Source organism: Micrococcus luteus (assembly GCF_022664405.1).
GTDB lineage: Bacteria > Actinomycetota > Actinomycetes > Actinomycetales > Micrococcaceae > Micrococcus > Micrococcus luteus.
In genome coordinates this window covers 1-14,762 of the sequence record NZ_JAKRLB010000033.1, presented here as the reverse complement: position 1 = coordinate 14,762, position 14,762 = coordinate 1, and the positions used below count along the sequence as shown (strand labels likewise).

18 protein-coding genes and 2 pseudogenes are annotated in these 14,762 nt (G+C 70.9%); 5 read left to right on the top strand and 15 right to left on the bottom strand.

Annotated features, from left to right (window positions below):
- Positions 1 to 115 (top strand): annotated as a pseudogene (locus tag MF605_RS12135) (IS5-like element ISMra2 family transposase); the annotation flags it as partial.
- A gap of 70 nt (positions 116 to 185) precedes the next feature.
- Positions 186 to 887 (top strand): AbiV family abortive infection protein, encoded by a 702-nt coding sequence (locus MF605_RS11445; RefSeq protein WP_134416710.1) that lies wholly within the window; start codon positions 186 to 188, stop codon positions 885 to 887.
- Here MF605_RS11445 and MF605_RS11440 read toward each other — a convergent pair.
- Together MF605_RS11440 and MF605_RS11435 are read right to left on the bottom strand one after the other, a co-directional pair.
- A pseudogene (locus MF605_RS11440) lies at positions 821 to 1,471 on the bottom strand (integrase core domain-containing protein); the annotation flags it as partial. The gene MF605_RS11445 and the pseudogene MF605_RS11440 overlap by 67 nt on opposite strands.
- A 176-nt stretch (positions 1,472 to 1,647) precedes the next feature.
- Entirely contained in the window at positions 1,648 to 2,148 is a 501-nt protein-coding gene (locus MF605_RS11435; RefSeq protein ID WP_166795262.1) for a CGNR zinc finger domain-containing protein, read from the bottom strand.
- Positions 2,149 to 2,262: 114 nt separating this feature from the next.
- On the opposite strand from MF605_RS11435, the gene MF605_RS11430 reads away from it, so the two are divergent.
- Both MF605_RS11430 and MF605_RS11425 read left to right on the top strand, forming a co-directional pair.
- On the top strand, positions 2,263 to 3,537 hold the full coding sequence (locus tag MF605_RS11430) for an MFS transporter (RefSeq protein WP_134416706.1): 1,275 nt from the start codon (positions 2,263 to 2,265) through the stop codon (positions 3,535 to 3,537).
- 316 nt (positions 3,538 to 3,853) lie between these two features.
- Complete coding sequence (locus tag MF605_RS11425; protein ID WP_080695873.1) at positions 3,854 to 4,564, top strand: O-methyltransferase; 711 nt, start codon at positions 3,854 to 3,856, stop codon at positions 4,562 to 4,564.
- On the opposite strand, the gene MF605_RS11420 is transcribed toward MF605_RS11425, so the two are convergent.
- From MF605_RS11420 to MF605_RS11405, 4 genes are all read right to left on the bottom strand, one after another.
- Positions 4,561 to 5,455, bottom strand: a protein-coding gene (locus MF605_RS11420; RefSeq protein WP_134416704.1) for an IS5 family transposase whose coding sequence is annotated in 2 segments (ribosomal slippage) — positions 4,561 to 5,097 and positions 5,099 to 5,455 — 894 coding nt in all. Because the reading frame shifts where the segments join, the coding sequence is not laid out codon by codon here. The two genes, MF605_RS11425 and MF605_RS11420, sit on opposite strands and share 4 nt — an antisense overlap.
- A 126-nt stretch (positions 5,456 to 5,581) precedes the next feature.
- Positions 5,582 to 6,133 carry a lipase chaperone gene (locus MF605_RS11415; protein ID WP_049159090.1) on the bottom strand — a complete coding sequence of 184 codons (552 nt, stop codon included), beginning with the start codon at positions 6,131 to 6,133 and terminating at the stop codon, positions 5,582 to 5,584.
- Positions 6,134 to 6,161: 28 nt separating this feature from the next.
- Positions 6,162 to 6,431: a hypothetical protein gene (locus MF605_RS11410; RefSeq protein ID WP_031943818.1), complete on the bottom strand. Its 270-nt coding sequence runs from the start codon at positions 6,429 to 6,431 to the stop codon at positions 6,162 to 6,164.
- A 79-nt stretch (positions 6,432 to 6,510) separates the two neighbouring features.
- Complete coding sequence (locus MF605_RS11405) at positions 6,511 to 6,780, bottom strand: hypothetical protein (protein ID WP_049158615.1); 270 nt, start codon at positions 6,778 to 6,780, stop codon at positions 6,511 to 6,513.
- Positions 6,781 to 7,127: 347 nt separating this feature from the next.
- On the opposite strand from MF605_RS11405, the gene MF605_RS11400 reads away from it, so the two are divergent.
- Positions 7,128 to 7,733: a hypothetical protein gene (locus MF605_RS11400; protein ID WP_134416702.1), complete on the top strand. Its 606-nt coding sequence runs from the start codon at positions 7,128 to 7,130 to the stop codon at positions 7,731 to 7,733.
- 333 nt (positions 7,734 to 8,066) lie between these two features.
- Here MF605_RS11400 and MF605_RS11395 read toward each other — a convergent pair whose 3' ends face one another.
- The 9 genes from MF605_RS11395 to MF605_RS11355 all read right to left on the bottom strand — a co-directional run bounded on the left by MF605_RS11395 (position 8,067) and on the right by MF605_RS11355 (position 14,549).
- On the bottom strand, positions 8,067 to 8,396 hold the full coding sequence (locus MF605_RS11395) for a DUF3846 domain-containing protein (RefSeq protein ID WP_031943816.1): 330 nt from the start codon (positions 8,394 to 8,396) through the stop codon (positions 8,067 to 8,069).
- 214 nt (positions 8,397 to 8,610) lie between these two features.
- Positions 8,611 to 8,862, bottom strand: coding sequence for a hypothetical protein (locus MF605_RS11390; RefSeq protein WP_123244360.1), 252 nt, complete (start codon positions 8,860 to 8,862; stop codon positions 8,611 to 8,613).
- A 180-nt stretch (positions 8,863 to 9,042) separates the two neighbouring features.
- Positions 9,043 to 9,708 (bottom strand): hypothetical protein, encoded by a 666-nt coding sequence (locus MF605_RS11385; protein ID WP_134416700.1) that lies wholly within the window; start codon positions 9,706 to 9,708, stop codon positions 9,043 to 9,045.
- 249 nt (positions 9,709 to 9,957) lie between these two features.
- Positions 9,958 to 10,608: a hypothetical protein gene (locus MF605_RS11380; RefSeq protein ID WP_134416698.1), complete on the bottom strand. Its 651-nt coding sequence runs from the start codon at positions 10,606 to 10,608 to the stop codon at positions 9,958 to 9,960.
- 116 nt (positions 10,609 to 10,724) lie between these two features.
- Entirely contained in the window at positions 10,725 to 10,916 is a 192-nt protein-coding gene (locus MF605_RS11375) for a hypothetical protein (protein ID WP_049161172.1), read from the bottom strand.
- Positions 10,917 to 11,180: 264 nt separating this feature from the next.
- Positions 11,181 to 11,879 carry a hypothetical protein gene (locus MF605_RS11370; RefSeq protein ID WP_134416696.1) on the bottom strand — a complete coding sequence of 233 codons (699 nt, stop codon included), beginning with the start codon at positions 11,877 to 11,879 and terminating at the stop codon, positions 11,181 to 11,183.
- A gap of 252 nt (positions 11,880 to 12,131) precedes the next feature.
- A complete protein-coding gene (locus MF605_RS11365) occupies positions 12,132 to 12,812 on the bottom strand; it encodes a hypothetical protein (protein WP_134416694.1) in 681 nt (226 codons plus the stop codon).
- Positions 12,813 to 13,105: 293 nt separating this feature from the next.
- Entirely contained in the window at positions 13,106 to 13,363 is a 258-nt protein-coding gene (locus MF605_RS11360) for a hypothetical protein (RefSeq protein WP_049160905.1), read from the bottom strand.
- Positions 13,364 to 13,571: 208 nt separating this feature from the next.
- Entirely contained in the window at positions 13,572 to 14,549 is a 978-nt protein-coding gene (locus tag MF605_RS11355; RefSeq protein ID WP_134416692.1) for a DUF4192 family protein, read from the bottom strand.
- Positions 14,550 to 14,762: the final 213 nt, after the last annotated feature.

The following is a 14,762-nucleotide window of genomic DNA, read 5'->3' as shown; positions in this document are numbered from 1 at the left end:
CAACCGGCTCAAACAGTGGCGAGGGATCGCGATGCGTTCGGACAAGTACGCCCGGAACTATCACGCCGGGCTCAGCCTCGCAGCGACACTGCACTGGCTGACTACCCTACTTTAGCAACACGCCCTAGATGTACTGACCGGAGACGTTGATCGAGGATCGGCCGGTGACGCGAGATACTCGCTGCATGGGCGAGCCGCAGGTTGAAGAGGTCAGCGCAGACTTCGCGCGCCGATGGTGGAAGTCCCTGATGGCGAACGCGGTGGCGCTTGTGGAGGATGCCCACGCCCTGGCGGACCGGGGCAGTGCCGGCCGGGCTCAGGCGCTCCTGGTGCTCGCGATGGAGGAAGTGGCGAAGGCACGCTGGCTTTACGAGGCCGCCGAGTGGGAGTGGAGTGCACCTTTGGGCCTCTACGGGGTGCAGCCTCACGAACCTGGCCTGGTTCGGGTTCCGGACGGCCTACGCACCACCCGCGCACCACATGCAGAAAAGCTGCAGGTGGCGGAGCAGTTTGCGTCAGGTCTGGGTGGCTTCTGGGACCCAGACCGTCGGATCGAGTACTACCAGTTGCCGGACTTGGAGACGTTCCATGGGTTGGCGCGGCAGCGGAACCTCGACAAGCAGGCTGGCTTCTATGTCGACCGTGCAGCCGACCGGATCTCCTCGCCGCTGGACATACCCGCCGGGGGGATCGTGGAGCAGATTCGTCGAGCGGCCAAGGTAGTTCAGATGCATCTGATCCAGGACCACACCCGCCAACAAGACGCCTCCGTTCCTAGCCGGATCGACTCGGCGGAGGATCTCCACTGGACGATCCTTCCCTACTCGGACCCCGAGTTCTTCACCCAGGAGCCGCCCGGCGTGGGCGTCGAAGCCGCCGAAGAGTAGCCAGCCGCTCTGAGTTTGGTGAGTGGCGGCTGGTTACCGCACGCGGTATGCGGTCGCACTTCGTTGTAGTGCCCCAGCCACGGCTCGAGCGCGTCGCGGCGTTCTTGCTCGCTGGTGTAGCAGCGGGCGTAGGCCCACCCGTCGGCCATCGTCCGGTGGAAGCGCTCCACCTTCCCATTGGTCTGCGGGCGGTACGGGCGGGTCCGTTTCGGCGTGATCGACAGGCCATGGCAGGTATCGCGCCACAGGTGCGAGCGGTACGCCCCACCGTTGTCCGACAGCACCCGCTCGATGGTGACGCCATGGCCGGCGAACCACTGCACCGCCCGGCGAAGGACGGCGACGGCAGTGATGGCGGTCTCGTCGTCGTGGACCTCGGTGTATGCGACGCGGGAGTGGTCGTCGATGACGGTGTGGACGAACGCGTACCCGAGTTTCGGGCCGCCGTACTGGTTGCGCGGCTTGCCTGGCGTGGCGGCGCGGTTCTTCTCGCCTTGGCGGCGGCCGACGTACCGCCAACCGCCACCGTCAGGGATGTTCCCGACCTTCTTCACGTCCACGTGAACCAGTCCCGCACGGGGATGAACGTCTTCGTCGAGCGCAGGGGCAGCTGCTCGGATGCCCGGTTCTCGTGATGACCGGCTCTCGCCCACTCTGCGACGAGTTCACCGCGATCCGTGTGAAATCTTCCCCGCTCCTCGCCACCAACCTCGAATGCGGTGGCACCGTGCTGACCCTGACACGGGCGAGAATCACCGGTTCACTGTGCTCGTCGCTTTCTCAGCCGGGCCTGTTTGTTCCGGTTTCCGCAGATCGCCATGGAGCACCACTGGCCGGTGCGAGACCGTGAATGGTCGTAGAAGGCCCACTTGCACTCATCGTCCCGGCAGGCCTTGAGACGGGACCATGTCCCGTCCGCCATGGCGATGACGACGAGCGAGAGGATCCTCCCGGCGACGTGCCGGGCACCCTCTCGTGGCGGGATCAGACGTAGACCTTCCTCAGTGAAGATGGCTTCGGCCTGGCTCCACGTCAACGTCTGATCGAGCACTTCGCGAGCGGCCGGCGGGATCGAACTCCGGGAGTGATGGGCCAGCAGGCCCTCACGAAGTGCCTCGCGAAGCTGACCCAGAACCTCTCGGTCGATCGCACTCGACTCGGTCGGGAGCGCGCGTTCTGCGCACCACTGACCCCACTGCTCTGCACAGTCCAGGACATCTGTGCCCTTCTCGATGTCCAGCGTGTTGACGAACGTCCGCACCAGCTCCAACTCGCCTGGCGCGTACGGCTCACTCAAAGATCCCATGGGCAGATCTAACCACCGATCCGCTCAAGGCGGTTGTCTAGAAGCCGTCCGCCTGTAACTATCTATTGCATGACGGCAGTTAGCGCATGGCGAAGTCGGGACTTCCGTCGACTCTGGGGAGCCGCCACTGCCTCGGCCCTGGGCGGAGAGATCGGCGAGCTCGCCCTGCCGGTCCTCGCCCTGGTGTGGTTGGGAGCCTCGGCCGAGGAACTCTCCTGGGTGCGAGCCGCGACCTTCCTGCCATACCTGCTACTGACCCTGTGGCTGGGCGTGCTGGTGGACCGGTGGAGGCGACGGCCCCTGATGATCACGGCGGAGACGGTCAGCGGGATCACGCTGCTGGGCATCGCCGGCGCCGCACTGGCCGGATGGCTCACCGTGCCGACCCTGGTGGCCGCGGCCGCACTGCTCGGGACGATGTCCGTCCTGCACATGCTTGCGGACTTCTCCTTCACCCCACACGTCGTCAGCCGGGACGCCCTTCCGGATGCGAACGCGAGGATGACAGCCACCTATTCAGCGATCGGGATCGGAGGCTCCGGAGTCGGCGGGGCGCTCGTCCAGTGGCTCACAGCACCGTTCGCCGTCGCGGTCAACGGAGTAGGACGACTGCTCTCCGTTCTCCTTCTGCGGGGCATTCAAGCCCAAGAGCCGCCTGCCGCGGCCGCGGACGCCCCGGTCCGCCAGCAGGTCCGGGAGGGGTTCATGGCCCTTGTGCGCCACCGTGTCGTGCGGGCTCTTGCCGCGGAGGCGACGATCTGGAACCTGGGCAGTGAGGTCTTCATGCTCGCCCTCACCGTGCTGGTCGTGGACGCCAGGCAGGACGGCCCCCTCGTGCTCGGGATGATCTTCATGGCCGGTGGCCTCGGCGCCTTCCTCGGGGCGAGCATCAGCGCGCGGCTAACTGACCGTTTCGGCTACGGGCGGTCTCTCATCACCGCCATGCTCGTGGGCAACACGGCGCCTGTGATCGGCGTGCTGTTCAGCTCCGACGCCTCGCTGGGATCGATGGTCGTCCTCGCCGCGGCCTTCTTCGCCTCTGGGCTCGGCACCGGGATCGCGAACTCGCAGGCCGTCACCGTCCGCCAGCTCACGGTTCCCGAGGATCTGCGCGGCCGGGTCAACGCCAGCTACCGGATGCTCTCCTGGGGAGCCCTCTCCATCGGCGCCCTGCTGGGCGGCTGGCTCATCTCAACCATCGGTGGATGGCCCGCCGCCGTACTCGGCACGGCCGCCATGGCCGCCTCCACCCTTCCGGTGGCCCTGTCCCCTGTCCGGAAGATGCGACACCTCGACGATGACACCCTGCCCACCGCCACCAATGCCGGCATCGACCGCAGCTGAGCACCCAATCAACGTCTCCGGTTAATTCAACTAGGCGACGCCTTCGCCGCCATCCGGCGACGCCTGGAACCGGCCCCGCCAGCGGCGCTACGCCCATGACGCCAACACTGACAGGCACATACCTGGCACGGAGGGCCCGGGGTTCTTCGCATCCTCCTGCATGAGGACATGGCTGGCTGGCGCAGGGCCGGTCAATCAACGTCCCCGGTCAGTACACCTAGGGCGTGTCTGACAATCGTGGGACTGCCGAATATCGTGCTTTACATCACCTCCGCTGACCGCAAGCGGCGGAGTCCGCGCTGAGTATGCTGACACCGTGAGCGACAAGCCTGCCACCGACGCGACACCTGCGAACCGCTACCCAGCGGCCCCTGAATGGCACACCGTGGATGACTACTTCACCCATGCGTTGGTCCACGAGGACGATGCCCTCGTCGCTGCCCGCGAGTCGGGACAACACACCACCATGGCCAACGCCGAGGTGGCGCCGAACCAAGGCGCATTCCTCGCACTGCTCACCCATCTCACTGCCGCCAAGCGCGTCCTCGAGTTCGGCACGCTGGCCGGCTACTCCACCGTCTGGTTCGCGCGCGCCGTCGGAGTCGGCGGACAAGTTGTCACGCTGGAACTGGAACCCCAGAACGTCAGCGTCGCCCGAGCAAACTTCACCCGAGCCCAGGTGGACGACCGGATCACCGTCATGCAAGGTCCGGCAGTCGACTCAGCACAACAGCTCATCACCGGGAACGTGGATCCGTTCGACCTGGTCTTCATCGACGCCGACAAACCTAACAACCCCACCTACCTACAAGCCGCACTCCAGTTGACCCGGCCCGGCGCGCTGATCATCATCGACAACGTGGTCCGCAACGGCGAAGTGGCCGACGAAACCTCCCAGGATGGATCCGTGCAAGGCGTGCGAGCCGTCGTCGACGCCATCGCCGCAAACCCAGAGCTGACGGCAACCGCCCTGCAGACGGTGGGCGTCAAGGGATGGGACGGCCTCATCGTCGCTCGCAGAAGCTAGGGCATGTCTGACAATCGTTTTGACCATGCGATCACAGCATTCAGGACCACGGCGGCCCTGTAGATGATCGCGTACTTGTCGTACCGGGTCGCCAGGCCCCGCCATTGCTTCAGGTGCGCGTACTGGCGCTCGATCACGTTGCGGCCCTTGTAGGCGTCCGCGTCGAGGCCGACGGGGCGCCCGCCGCGGGCACCGCGCCGTCTGCGGTGGCCTCGCTGATCTGCCGGCTCGGGGATGACCGCTTTGATGCCGCGGGCACGTAGGTGGGTGCGGATCGCCCGGGAGGAGTACGCCTTGTCGCCCAGCACGGCCTCGGGGCGGGTCCGGGGCCGCCCTACTGGCCGGGTCACGCGCAGCTGCTCCAGAAGAGGAAGCAGCATCGGGGAGTCCCCTGCCTGGCCGGGGGTGATCAGGCTGACCAGCGGCAGCCCGGTCCCGTCGACGAGCTGATGGATCTTCGTGCTCAGCCCGCCACGGGAGCGCCCGATGCCGTGATCGGCCGGTTCCTCATGCGGATTCTTGTAGTTCGATCCATCCCCCTGTGTGGCGGGTGATGTTCGTCGCGTGCTGGTGGGCGCGGGCGATCGTGGAGTCCACCGAGACCGACCAATCGATCAGGCCTTCGGCGTCCGCGGCGGCGGTCAGCGTGGCCAGCACCGTGTCCCAGGTGCCTTTTTCGGCCAAGCGCCGATGCCAGGTCCACACGGTCTGCCAGGGCCCGTAGACCTCGGGCAGATCCCTCCAAGCGATTCCGCACCTGTATCGGTAGATGATCGCCTCCACCATGGTGCGGGCGTCGGCGAACGGCCTGCCGGCGCGGCCGGTCCGGGTCGGGAGCATCGGGGCGATCAACTCCCATTGGGCGTCGGAGAGCATCTGGAACCGGGACATGTCCCCAGGGTCTCAGCTGACTCGTGCATCTATTCTCAGACACGCCCTAGACGCCAGCCAGTGCTCGTGACAGCTGCGGGTGTCGTGGAGGCGCTGCGGGGACGTGTCGCGGTGTCCGCGGGATGCTCAGCTGGAGGGCTCGGGGACGGTGGCCTCGCACTGAACCATGGGCATGCCCTTGGGGTCGCCGGTCTGGGCGTCCAGGGGGGCGGTGGTGCCGTCGGCGATGATCTCGCAGTGCAGGTCGCCGGCGGCGGGCAGCTGCGGGACGTTGGCGATCACCTGGATCTTTTCACCGGGCTTGGCCTGGGTGCGCAGGGTCAGGGGGGTGGTGCCGGCGGGCTCGGCGGGGATGGTCTCTTTGGTGTGGGTGTCCGCGCCGGTGCCGCCCACGAAGAGGTTCACGCCGCCGCGGGCTGCCGTGGTGGTGGTGCCGTCGCGGGGGATCCACTGGATGCGGATCTGCACGTCCACGGGCTTGGCGGGGGCCGAGCTGGAGGGACGTGTCGTGGGGGTGGCCGAGCTGGCGGCCGCAGTGGGTGCCGTGGTGCTGCTCGCGGCTGCCGTGGGGGCCGCGCTCGCGCTCGTCGACGGGGCAGGAGCAGGTGTGGCGGTGCACCCCTGGAGGGCGAGGCCGGCCAGGGCCAGGGGGAGCAGGATCAGGGGGCGGGTGCGCATCAGGGGGTCTCCTTCGGTGCGGGGCGGATCAGGCGTCCAGGATGGTGATGGTGGCCCCGGGCTCCAAGCGCTCGAGGTCGGCCGCGGTGAGGACCGCGAGGTTGTGCTCCAGGCTCGCCTCGCGGACGTCGCCGGTGTCGGGGAGGCGGCAGGCGCGGTGCAGGGACTGCTCCAGCGCGGTGATCGCGGACGGGTCGGCGTGGCGGACGTGGCGGATCAGGCCGCCGACGGTGCCCTCGAAGGACTCGTCGGAGCCGTGGGGGGTGATCAGGATGCGGGAGCGGGCGTTCAGGGGCATGGGGTCTCCTGGGGGCGTGGAGGTCGTGATGGTCATCCTGCCCGCCCTCCCGCCGGTGTGGCGGGAGGGCGGGGGAGGATCAGCGGATCACCAGGACGGGGCCGGTGATGATCTCGCGGGCGTCGAAGCCGGCGTCGTGGATCATCTCGGTGGCCGTGGAGTTGAACGGGCGGGAGGAACTGTGGCGGGCGTCGGCCCAGAGCGACCAGTCGCCGTCCATGCCGTCGTAGTCGCCGGGGTTGTAGACCTCAGCGGTGGCGCCCAGCAGGCGGTCGACGTCGCCGGGGATGGTGTGGAGCTTGACGTCGGCGGTGGTGCCGTCGGGGTGGATCATCGTGGCCTTGGTCATCGGAGTCCCTTTCGTCGGGGGTGCGGGGTGCCGGTTGCTCCCTGCTACGTGTCAAACCATACACATACTCGGCGGGGAATGCAACCCTATCGTCAGCACGATTCCATCTCCGCGACACGTCCCCTGGAGGGGCCCTCGTTCGGTGTGCAGTCGGTGCTACTTTCCTCCGCGCCGGGAGATGCCCGGCAGGAGCGAAGGAGATGACGATGAGCTCGAAGGAGAACGTGCTGGGCACCATGGCCAGCCGCGCGGTCACGGCCCCCTATGCCAAGCCCATGGCGATGAAGATCGACGACGGCGGATGCCCGCGGCTGCGCGGCGGCTAGTCCATCCCCGAGGCCACGGAGGTGGCCTCCAGCTGGGTGAAGGCAGCCCTGGGTGAGGATGCCCGCGCGCCCGAATGGATCCTGGACCAGGGCGGAGCGTGGTGGTCCGGCCCCCTGGACGACTACCGCTCGCTCTCCGACTCGGACCAGAAGTGGGTGCGCCACCGTCTGGCGCCGGCCGCGAGCGCGGCCGCGGCCGAGCTGGATTGGGTTCTGGGGGAGCTGGAGGATCCGCCGTCGTGGGTGTGGTCGGAGGTGCCCCTGATGGACCTCTCTCGGCCCATGGCCGGCGGCGGTGGCAGGACCGGCACGGGGGTGGTGCGCCCGGACCTGCTGATCCACACCAAGGCAGGCCGGATCATCCTGGTGGACATGAAGGTCTCCGCGGCGCCGGATCCGGGATGGTGCGCGAGTGCGCATGATGGCCCGCGGCGGACCCTGGCGGGGTTCCGGGAGTGGGAGCGCCGGTTGCGGCATGTCCCGGGGATCGGGGAGAGGGAGGTCGCCTACTGGGTGCTCCAGGTGACCTGGGCCGGGATCCTGCCTCAGAAGGGCGCGCCGGAGATGGTGACGGCGAAGCGGGTGGTGCTGGATCAGGCGTGGCGCCGCCAGCACGGGTTGAGGTGAGCCGGCAGCTGATCTCGGCGACACGTCCCGGCAGAGCCGCCCCCGGCCCGTGGGGCCGGGGGCGGTGGGTGTCTCAGGCCTGGCAGTGCCCGGGGTCGGTGAGCTCGCCCAGCACGACGTAGGGGGTCAGGGTGAGGTCGGCGGTGGTCTGCTCGGTGGGGGTGGTGGCCATGGTGGCGGTCCCTTCTGCGGGGTGCGGGGGTCCGGACGACCCCTGCTGATGTGTATAACCATACACGCGCAAGAGGGACGGCGGAACAGGGGTGTGGGATTCGTGGGTGGCCCCGGCGCGGCCGGGGCGGGCGGGTCGCGGGGCCCGCCCGCCCGTGGGGCTCAGTCGTCGAGGCCGAGCCGCTCGCGCAGAGCCTTGGTGGGGGGCAGGTAGGTCTCCCCGTCGTCGGCCAGGTCGCCGGTGATCAGCACCGGGCCGACGATGACGTCGTCCGGGGCGAGGATGGTCAGCTCGTGGACGATCCGGTGACCCTTGGAGTTGACCGGCAGGCCGGCGATCTTGCCCTCCTCATTGAGCCAGATGGTGTGGTCGCCATCGTCGGAGGACAGGGCCTCCACGTAGCCGCCGACGTGCTGCTGGAAGTCCTCCAGGCCGTTGACCTGCTCCTCGGTGACGTCGCCGGTGGGGGTGATCAGGATTGCGTTGGCCATGATGGCTGTCCCTTCTATGGGGTGCGGGGATCCGGGTGATCCCTGCTGATGTGTCTAACCATACACATGCGCGGGCGGATGTGCAACACCCTGCATCGCACCGGCCGCCGGCTGTGCCACGGATGCAGCCGGCCCCGCATCTCCGCGACACGTCCCCGGCGTGCCGCGAGCGCGGGGCCAGGGTGGGCCCCGCGCTCGCGGGTGGGTGGGGGGGTCAGCCCAGGGCGGTACCGAGCTCGTGGTGGGCGACCTTGTCCAGGGCCGCGACCAGCTCGGGGTGCAGCAGGGTGAGGACCTCCACGGCGCGGCGGCCGCGCGGCTCCTCGCGCAGAGCCTGCCACTGCTGGGCCGCCGTGTAGGCGTGGTCGCCGCGGCGCACGTAGAACCGCTTGGCGGACTCGTAGCCGCTGGAGAAGCCGGCCTGGTAGCCGTCCTTGAACTCCGGGGACTGGGGCAGATCCTGCATGGGAACCTCCTAGGTTGAGGGTGCCGGGGGCCTCGTGCCCCCTGCGACGTGTCCAACCATACACATGCAACGGCGACTACACAACAGGGGAGGTTGAAAAATCTCGGGGACGCTTCCCCCGGGTGTCGGCCCGCGAGCGCATGCCAGCCTGGGCGGCGCACGCTCGCGGGCGGGTAGGGGTCAGCGGGCGGGGTTCAGGATGGACTCGGGCAGATGGAAGGGGGGCTGGTGGGTGCTGACGGCCTCGGCGGGGTCCTGGCGCATCATGCCGTGGGCCCAGCCGCTGAGGTCCCATCCGAGGTAGCCGGGGCGGCCGCCGGCGAGCAGGCGCAGGGGACCGAGGCGGCGGTGACGGTGGGCGGTGCGGGTCAGCTCGGCGAGGACTCCGGCGGGGACGTGGGTGTCCAGGCACCGGCAGGTGATCAGCACGTCCGGGTCGATCAGCGCGGGGTCCACCGCGGGCGGGCGGACGGTGGCGGCGATGTTGGGTAGGCGCAGGGTTGAGTCGGCCAGGTGGAGGTAGACCAGCTCGTCGTCGGCCTCCACGGCCACCGGGTGCAGGGTGCGCTCGGGCAGGGCGCGCAGGGTCTTGACGAGGTGGTGGGCCTGGTCGGCGCGCAGCATGGCCCCGGACTCGAGGGGGCCGGTGCTGACGTCGAGGGCGCGGGCGCCGGCGCGGGAGGTGTGGGTGCCATCGGAGCCGGTCAGCTCCAGGCACTGCTGACGGGCGCGCAGGATCACCGCGGGAGTCGGGGTGCCGGGGGCGTGGGTGGCGGGCAGGCGGGTGGGCCAGGCGGCCAGGTCCAGGGCCCGGTACAGGTGGTCGGCGGTGGTGATGATGCCCATGGGGCTCCTCCTAGGAAGGGATGCCGGGGGCCTCATGCCCCCTGCGACGTGTCCAACCATACACATACAACGGCGGCTGCACAACATCATCCGCGAGCGCGGATCGGCGCGCCCCTGGTGGTGGCGCGGAGCGGGCGGGGACGTGTCGCGGTCTCCGGCAGCCAGCAGCAGCTCGATGCAGCCGGCAGCTCGTCTCCGCGACACGTCCCCCGTCCCCGCCGGCGCGAGGCCGGCGGGGACGGGTGCCGGTCAGCCGCGCGGGCTCATCTGGCGGGCGTGCGTGCGGCCCAGCGCCCAGTCGCCCAGGTGCCAGGCCAGCAGATCGTCGCGCTCGCGGACGGCCCAGGCGTCGAGGCTGTCCTCGGGGCCCATGGCCGGCCCGCCCGTGAGCAGGTCCAGGCACAGGCCGGCGTGGAGCCCCCACAGGGGGTCGGGGACGGCGCCGTCCGGGGTGCTCGGGGGCACCGGACCGGCCATGTCGCGCGGACGAACGGCGAGCGTGTCCACCGGGGAGAGCGTGTCGGCCTTGTCGCTGGCGGAGGCGAAGATCACCCAGAGGTCGCGCACCAGGTAGATGCCGACGGCGTCGGCGCGCAGCTCCACGGTCTCGTAGGTGTCGTCGAGTTCGGCCAGGCGGGCCAGCAGGGTCTGGGTGCCGTGGAGCGAGAGCACTGCGAGCAGGGCCTCGTCGCCGGTGTCTGTGCCCGGGGCCGGGTCCGCGTAGGCGCGGGAGAAGCTCTCCCCTGCCGCGGAGTAGATCCGCAGGGAGCCGTCGGGCTGGAGGGCCAGGCCCACGCCGCCGGCGTCGGGGTCCGTGTCCGTGGCGGCCGCGCGGGCGGCCTGGGAGCCGGCGTAGAGCGCGCGGGCGAGGGTGGCGGGGCGGTAGAGCAGCTGGGACATCAGGGGGCCTCCTTGGCCTCGGGGTGCGGGGGGCCTCGTGCCCCCTGCGACGTGTCCAACCATACACGGAGAACGGCAGGCGCACAACACTATCCGCGAGCGCGGCGCGTGTGCGGTCAGTGGGAGCGGGTGGCGGCGTCGCGGGCGTCGTGGAGAGCCTGCGCGCGAGCCGTCTGCTGCCCCTGCTCGCGGGCCGCGCGGGCGGCCGCGGACTGCTGGGCCCGCTCGGTCTCTAGGGCCGCGCGCCGCTCCAGCAGAGCATGGGCGACGTCCTCGGCGGTGCCCTGCTGGCCGGCGTGCCACAGCACGCTCAGGGCCGGGACGCCGTCGACGTCGGGCAGGCTCGCCAGAGCGGAGTCGATCCGCTCGGGGGAGAACGGGTCCTCCCTCCCGACGCGGGCGGTGGGGGGCAGGGGGCCCGGGACGCGGTCAGGGCGGGGACGTGTCGCGGTCCACGGCAGCCGCCGGCAGCTCGATGCAGCCGGCAGCTCATCTCCGCGACACGTCCCCGCCCCGCCCCCAGCCCGACCGCGAGCGCGGGGCGCACGCCCGGGCCGGGGGTCCGGTGGGGATCAGGGCAGGAAGAGGGCGGAGGCCTCGTGCCGGGCGGCGAGCCCGGCGTGCTCGTCGGCCAGGTCGCGCGGGCGGGTGCGGTGGCGCGGGGGCGTATAGAGCCGCCCGTGGGCCCAGTCGCCGATGCTCCAGTCCGTCAGGGTCGGCTGACCGGGGACGGCGTAGAGGCGGGGGCTGGAGGCCAGGTGGGCGCTTGCGCCCAGCAGGCACGAGAGGGTGCCCGCGTGCGTGGGGACAGGGGAGGGGATCAGCTGGTCCGCCTGCGGCAGGGGGAACGGGCCCGAGGGGGCGCTGGCCCCCTCGGGGTTGGCGGTGCGGTAGACGCGATGGCGGTAGGCGTGGCCGGGGCGGTCCGGGTCGTGCACCTTCAGGAACAGGCAGCGGGCACGCGTGGCCAGGTGTGCCGGGTAGGTCCCGGGCAGGCTGTCCAGCTCGTAGCTGAGGTTCAGGGCGTCCGGGAAGGACAGGGCCACCGGGGCCATGCCCTGTCCGTGGGTGACCGGCTCGCAGGGGGCGTAGGTGCGCGCCCACTCCCGGGGCCGACAGGCGGTGAGGCGGTAGCCGGCCTCGGTCAGCTCGAACCAGATGCGCCCGTGCGTGCGGGCGTGGTCGCTGGCCCAGCCAAGCGGGGCCAGGGCCGCGTGGAGGGCCTGGCGCAGGGATCGGATCGTGGAGGTGGGGTTGTTGACGATGCTCACGGGAGCCTCCTTGGAAGGGGTGCCGGGGGCCTCATGCCCCCTGCGACGTGTCCAACCATACACATACCACGGCGCGCGCACAACATCATCCGCGAGCGCGGGCCGGCGCGCCCGTGGTGGTGTCGAGGGAAGGGCGGGACGTGCCGCGATCCTCGGCTGCCGGCAGCAGCTCGATGCAGCCGGCAGCTCATCTCCACGACACGTCCCCGGGATGCTGCGAGCGCGGGGTCTCCCGCGCTCGCGGCCTGCCGGTCAGGCGGCGGGCAGGGCGGCCAGGCTGTCGCGGTCGGCCAGGGCGGCGGCCTCGCGGGCGGCCGGAGCGTAGCCGTCCATCGGGGCGACGTAGGCGCGTCCGTGTGCCCAGGTGTCGATGCTCCAGCCGATCAGGTCCAGTGCGCCGGGCACGCCGTGGATCCGCTGGCTCAGGTAGCGGGTGCCGTGGAGGCGGCCGCCGCCGCTCAGCACGTCCGTCAGCAGCCCGGGCAGGCCCAGGGTCGCGGGCAGGGCGGGCAGCTCGACGTCGGGGCCGGGGGCCTGGGGGATGGCGGGAGTGGGCACGCCGGGGGTGGCGAGGTTGGCGAACGTGCAGCGCTCGCGGCCGCCGACGACGTCGACGTGGACGCGGTCGGCGGTGGCGGTGACGTTGACGGGGGTCTCGGGCAGGGGGAGCGCGTCCAGGTGGCGCATCAGCTGGGAGACGTCCAGGGCGCACAGCACCACCGGCGGCAGGCCTGCGAGCGCGGCGGGGGCCGGGCGGTCGGAGTCGGCGTAGGCGCATGAGTAGGCGTCCTCGTGGGTGCTGATCACGCGCAGGGCGTTCTCCTGGAGCACCTCCAGGTGGACGGGTCCGCGGTTGGGGGAGACGCGGGCGGCGAGGGAGCCGGCGCGCAGGGCTGCGCGCAGGGAGCCGGCGGAATAGATGTGCTTGGACATGGGAGCCTCCTTGGAAGGGGTGCCGGGGGCCTCATGCCCCCCGCGACGTGTCCAACCATACACATACCCCGGCACGTGCACAACACCATCCGCGAGCGCGGGCCGGCGCGCCATCGGTCGTGTCACAGGAAGGGCGGGGACGTGTCGCGGTCCCCGGGAGCCGGCAGCAGCTCGATGCAGCCGGCAGCTCATCTCCACGACACGTCCCCACGCGGCAGCGGGCGCGGGACCCGCCCGCGCTCGCGGCCAGGGGCGACAACGGGGGCGGCGCGTGCGCGCCGCCCCCGTCGTGCTCAGCCGCCGTACACCTCGGCGGCGGGGACGCAGTAGGCCCAGCCGTCCCCGTACCACTGGTCGGAGATGGTGTAGGCCTCGCAGCCGCGCATGTCCTGGTAGCTGACGGTGTAGATGCGGTGCTCGGGCTCGACGGCGGTCACGACGCCGTCGTTGGAGCTGGAGCAGTTGCCCAGGTAGGTGCGGTGGTAGATGACCACCTCCTGGCCGATGTGCACGTTCTGGGAGGTGCAGATGGTGGTCTGGTCGGTGTCCATGTCGGGCCTCCTGGCCGCTCGGGGTGCCGGGAGCCTCATGCCCCCCGCTACGTGTATAACCATACACGCGCGCGGCCGAGCGGTCAACAGCGATTTGGGCAGCGCCCGCCCACGCGTGGGCGGGCTACGCTGGCGGGCGTGCACCGTCGGGGCACCGTCTCCACGGACGCCGGGGGGCCAGCGTTACGCGCTGGCCCCCCGGTCACGCTCAGCGGCCCTCGGCGGCCCGCGTGTGCTTGCCCCAGGCCCACGCCGGGTCGGTGGCCACGACGGCCACGGGCGTGGCCCGCGTCATCCGGCGCACGGCGCGCACGTGCGGGTGGTGCGGGGCGCATCGCTCGGCGAGGTTCAGGCGGTCATCGGCCACCGCTCCTGCGCCTCGGATCCAGGCCACGTAGGCCAGCACCGCCAGCGCCCCGGCGCAGGCGTGGCCCGGGCCGAGGGCCACGGCGGCGTTGAGCACCGTCTCGGCCTCCACGCTCGCCTTCCAGCGCAGACCGTGCGGGAACTCGCCCCGGGTGAAGTCCACCGCCTCCAGCCGGTTCGGGGCCGTGCAGGCCACCAGCGCCGCGATCAGGTACTCCGGGTCACGGTGGTTCAGGGTGGCCAGCACGACGGCGGCGGCCCCGGCGTCGTTCTGATCCTTCAGCAGGCGGTTGATGCCCTCGATCAGCGCCGGAGCGTCCGCGTGCATGTCCGTCAGCGTGGCCGCGTGAGCCGCCACGGCCTCCGTCAGGGCGTCCGACTCGCTCGGGGTGGCGGTGGGGTACTCGGCCCGCGCACCGTCGAGCAGGGCCAGGTGCAGGCCCAGCGTGGAGGTGCCCGGGGCGTAGGCCACGGCCTCGCCCGTGCCCAGGTTGGTGCACATGCGCCCGTCCACGTGGATCAGCCCCTCCACGCTCAGACCGTGGCCGGTCAGGATGGACTCCAGCTCGAGCCAGCGCAGGGCGCGGTCCTCCGGGCCGTAGCCGATCAGGAAGACGCGCGTGCAGTTGGCGGGGCGCATGCTGGCGGCGATCACTCCGGCCATGGTGGCGGGGGCGGCGACATCGTCAAGGCGCATCACCGGCCCCAGCCGCGAGCCCTTCAGGCCGATGGCCACCACGGAATCCGCGGGGGTGGACGGCAGGGCGGCGGCGGCGTAGTCGGTCAGATCGAGCGGGGTGCGGGCGGTCAGAGCATCCATCGTGTCCTCCTAGAGGGGTGCGGGTGGCCTGGTGCCTCCTGCTGAGTCAAACCATACACGCGTTGTGGTGTGGGCGCAATCGGTTGTGTGGTGTTTGTCTGGTGAGGGTGTGGTGGTGTGCTGGCGGGGTTATGGCATGGGCGGGGGTGGGGGCTGCGCGGGGTGCCGGCCCGCCCGGCCCCGCCGGCCCGCCGCCCCTCGGCCCCCTGGCCC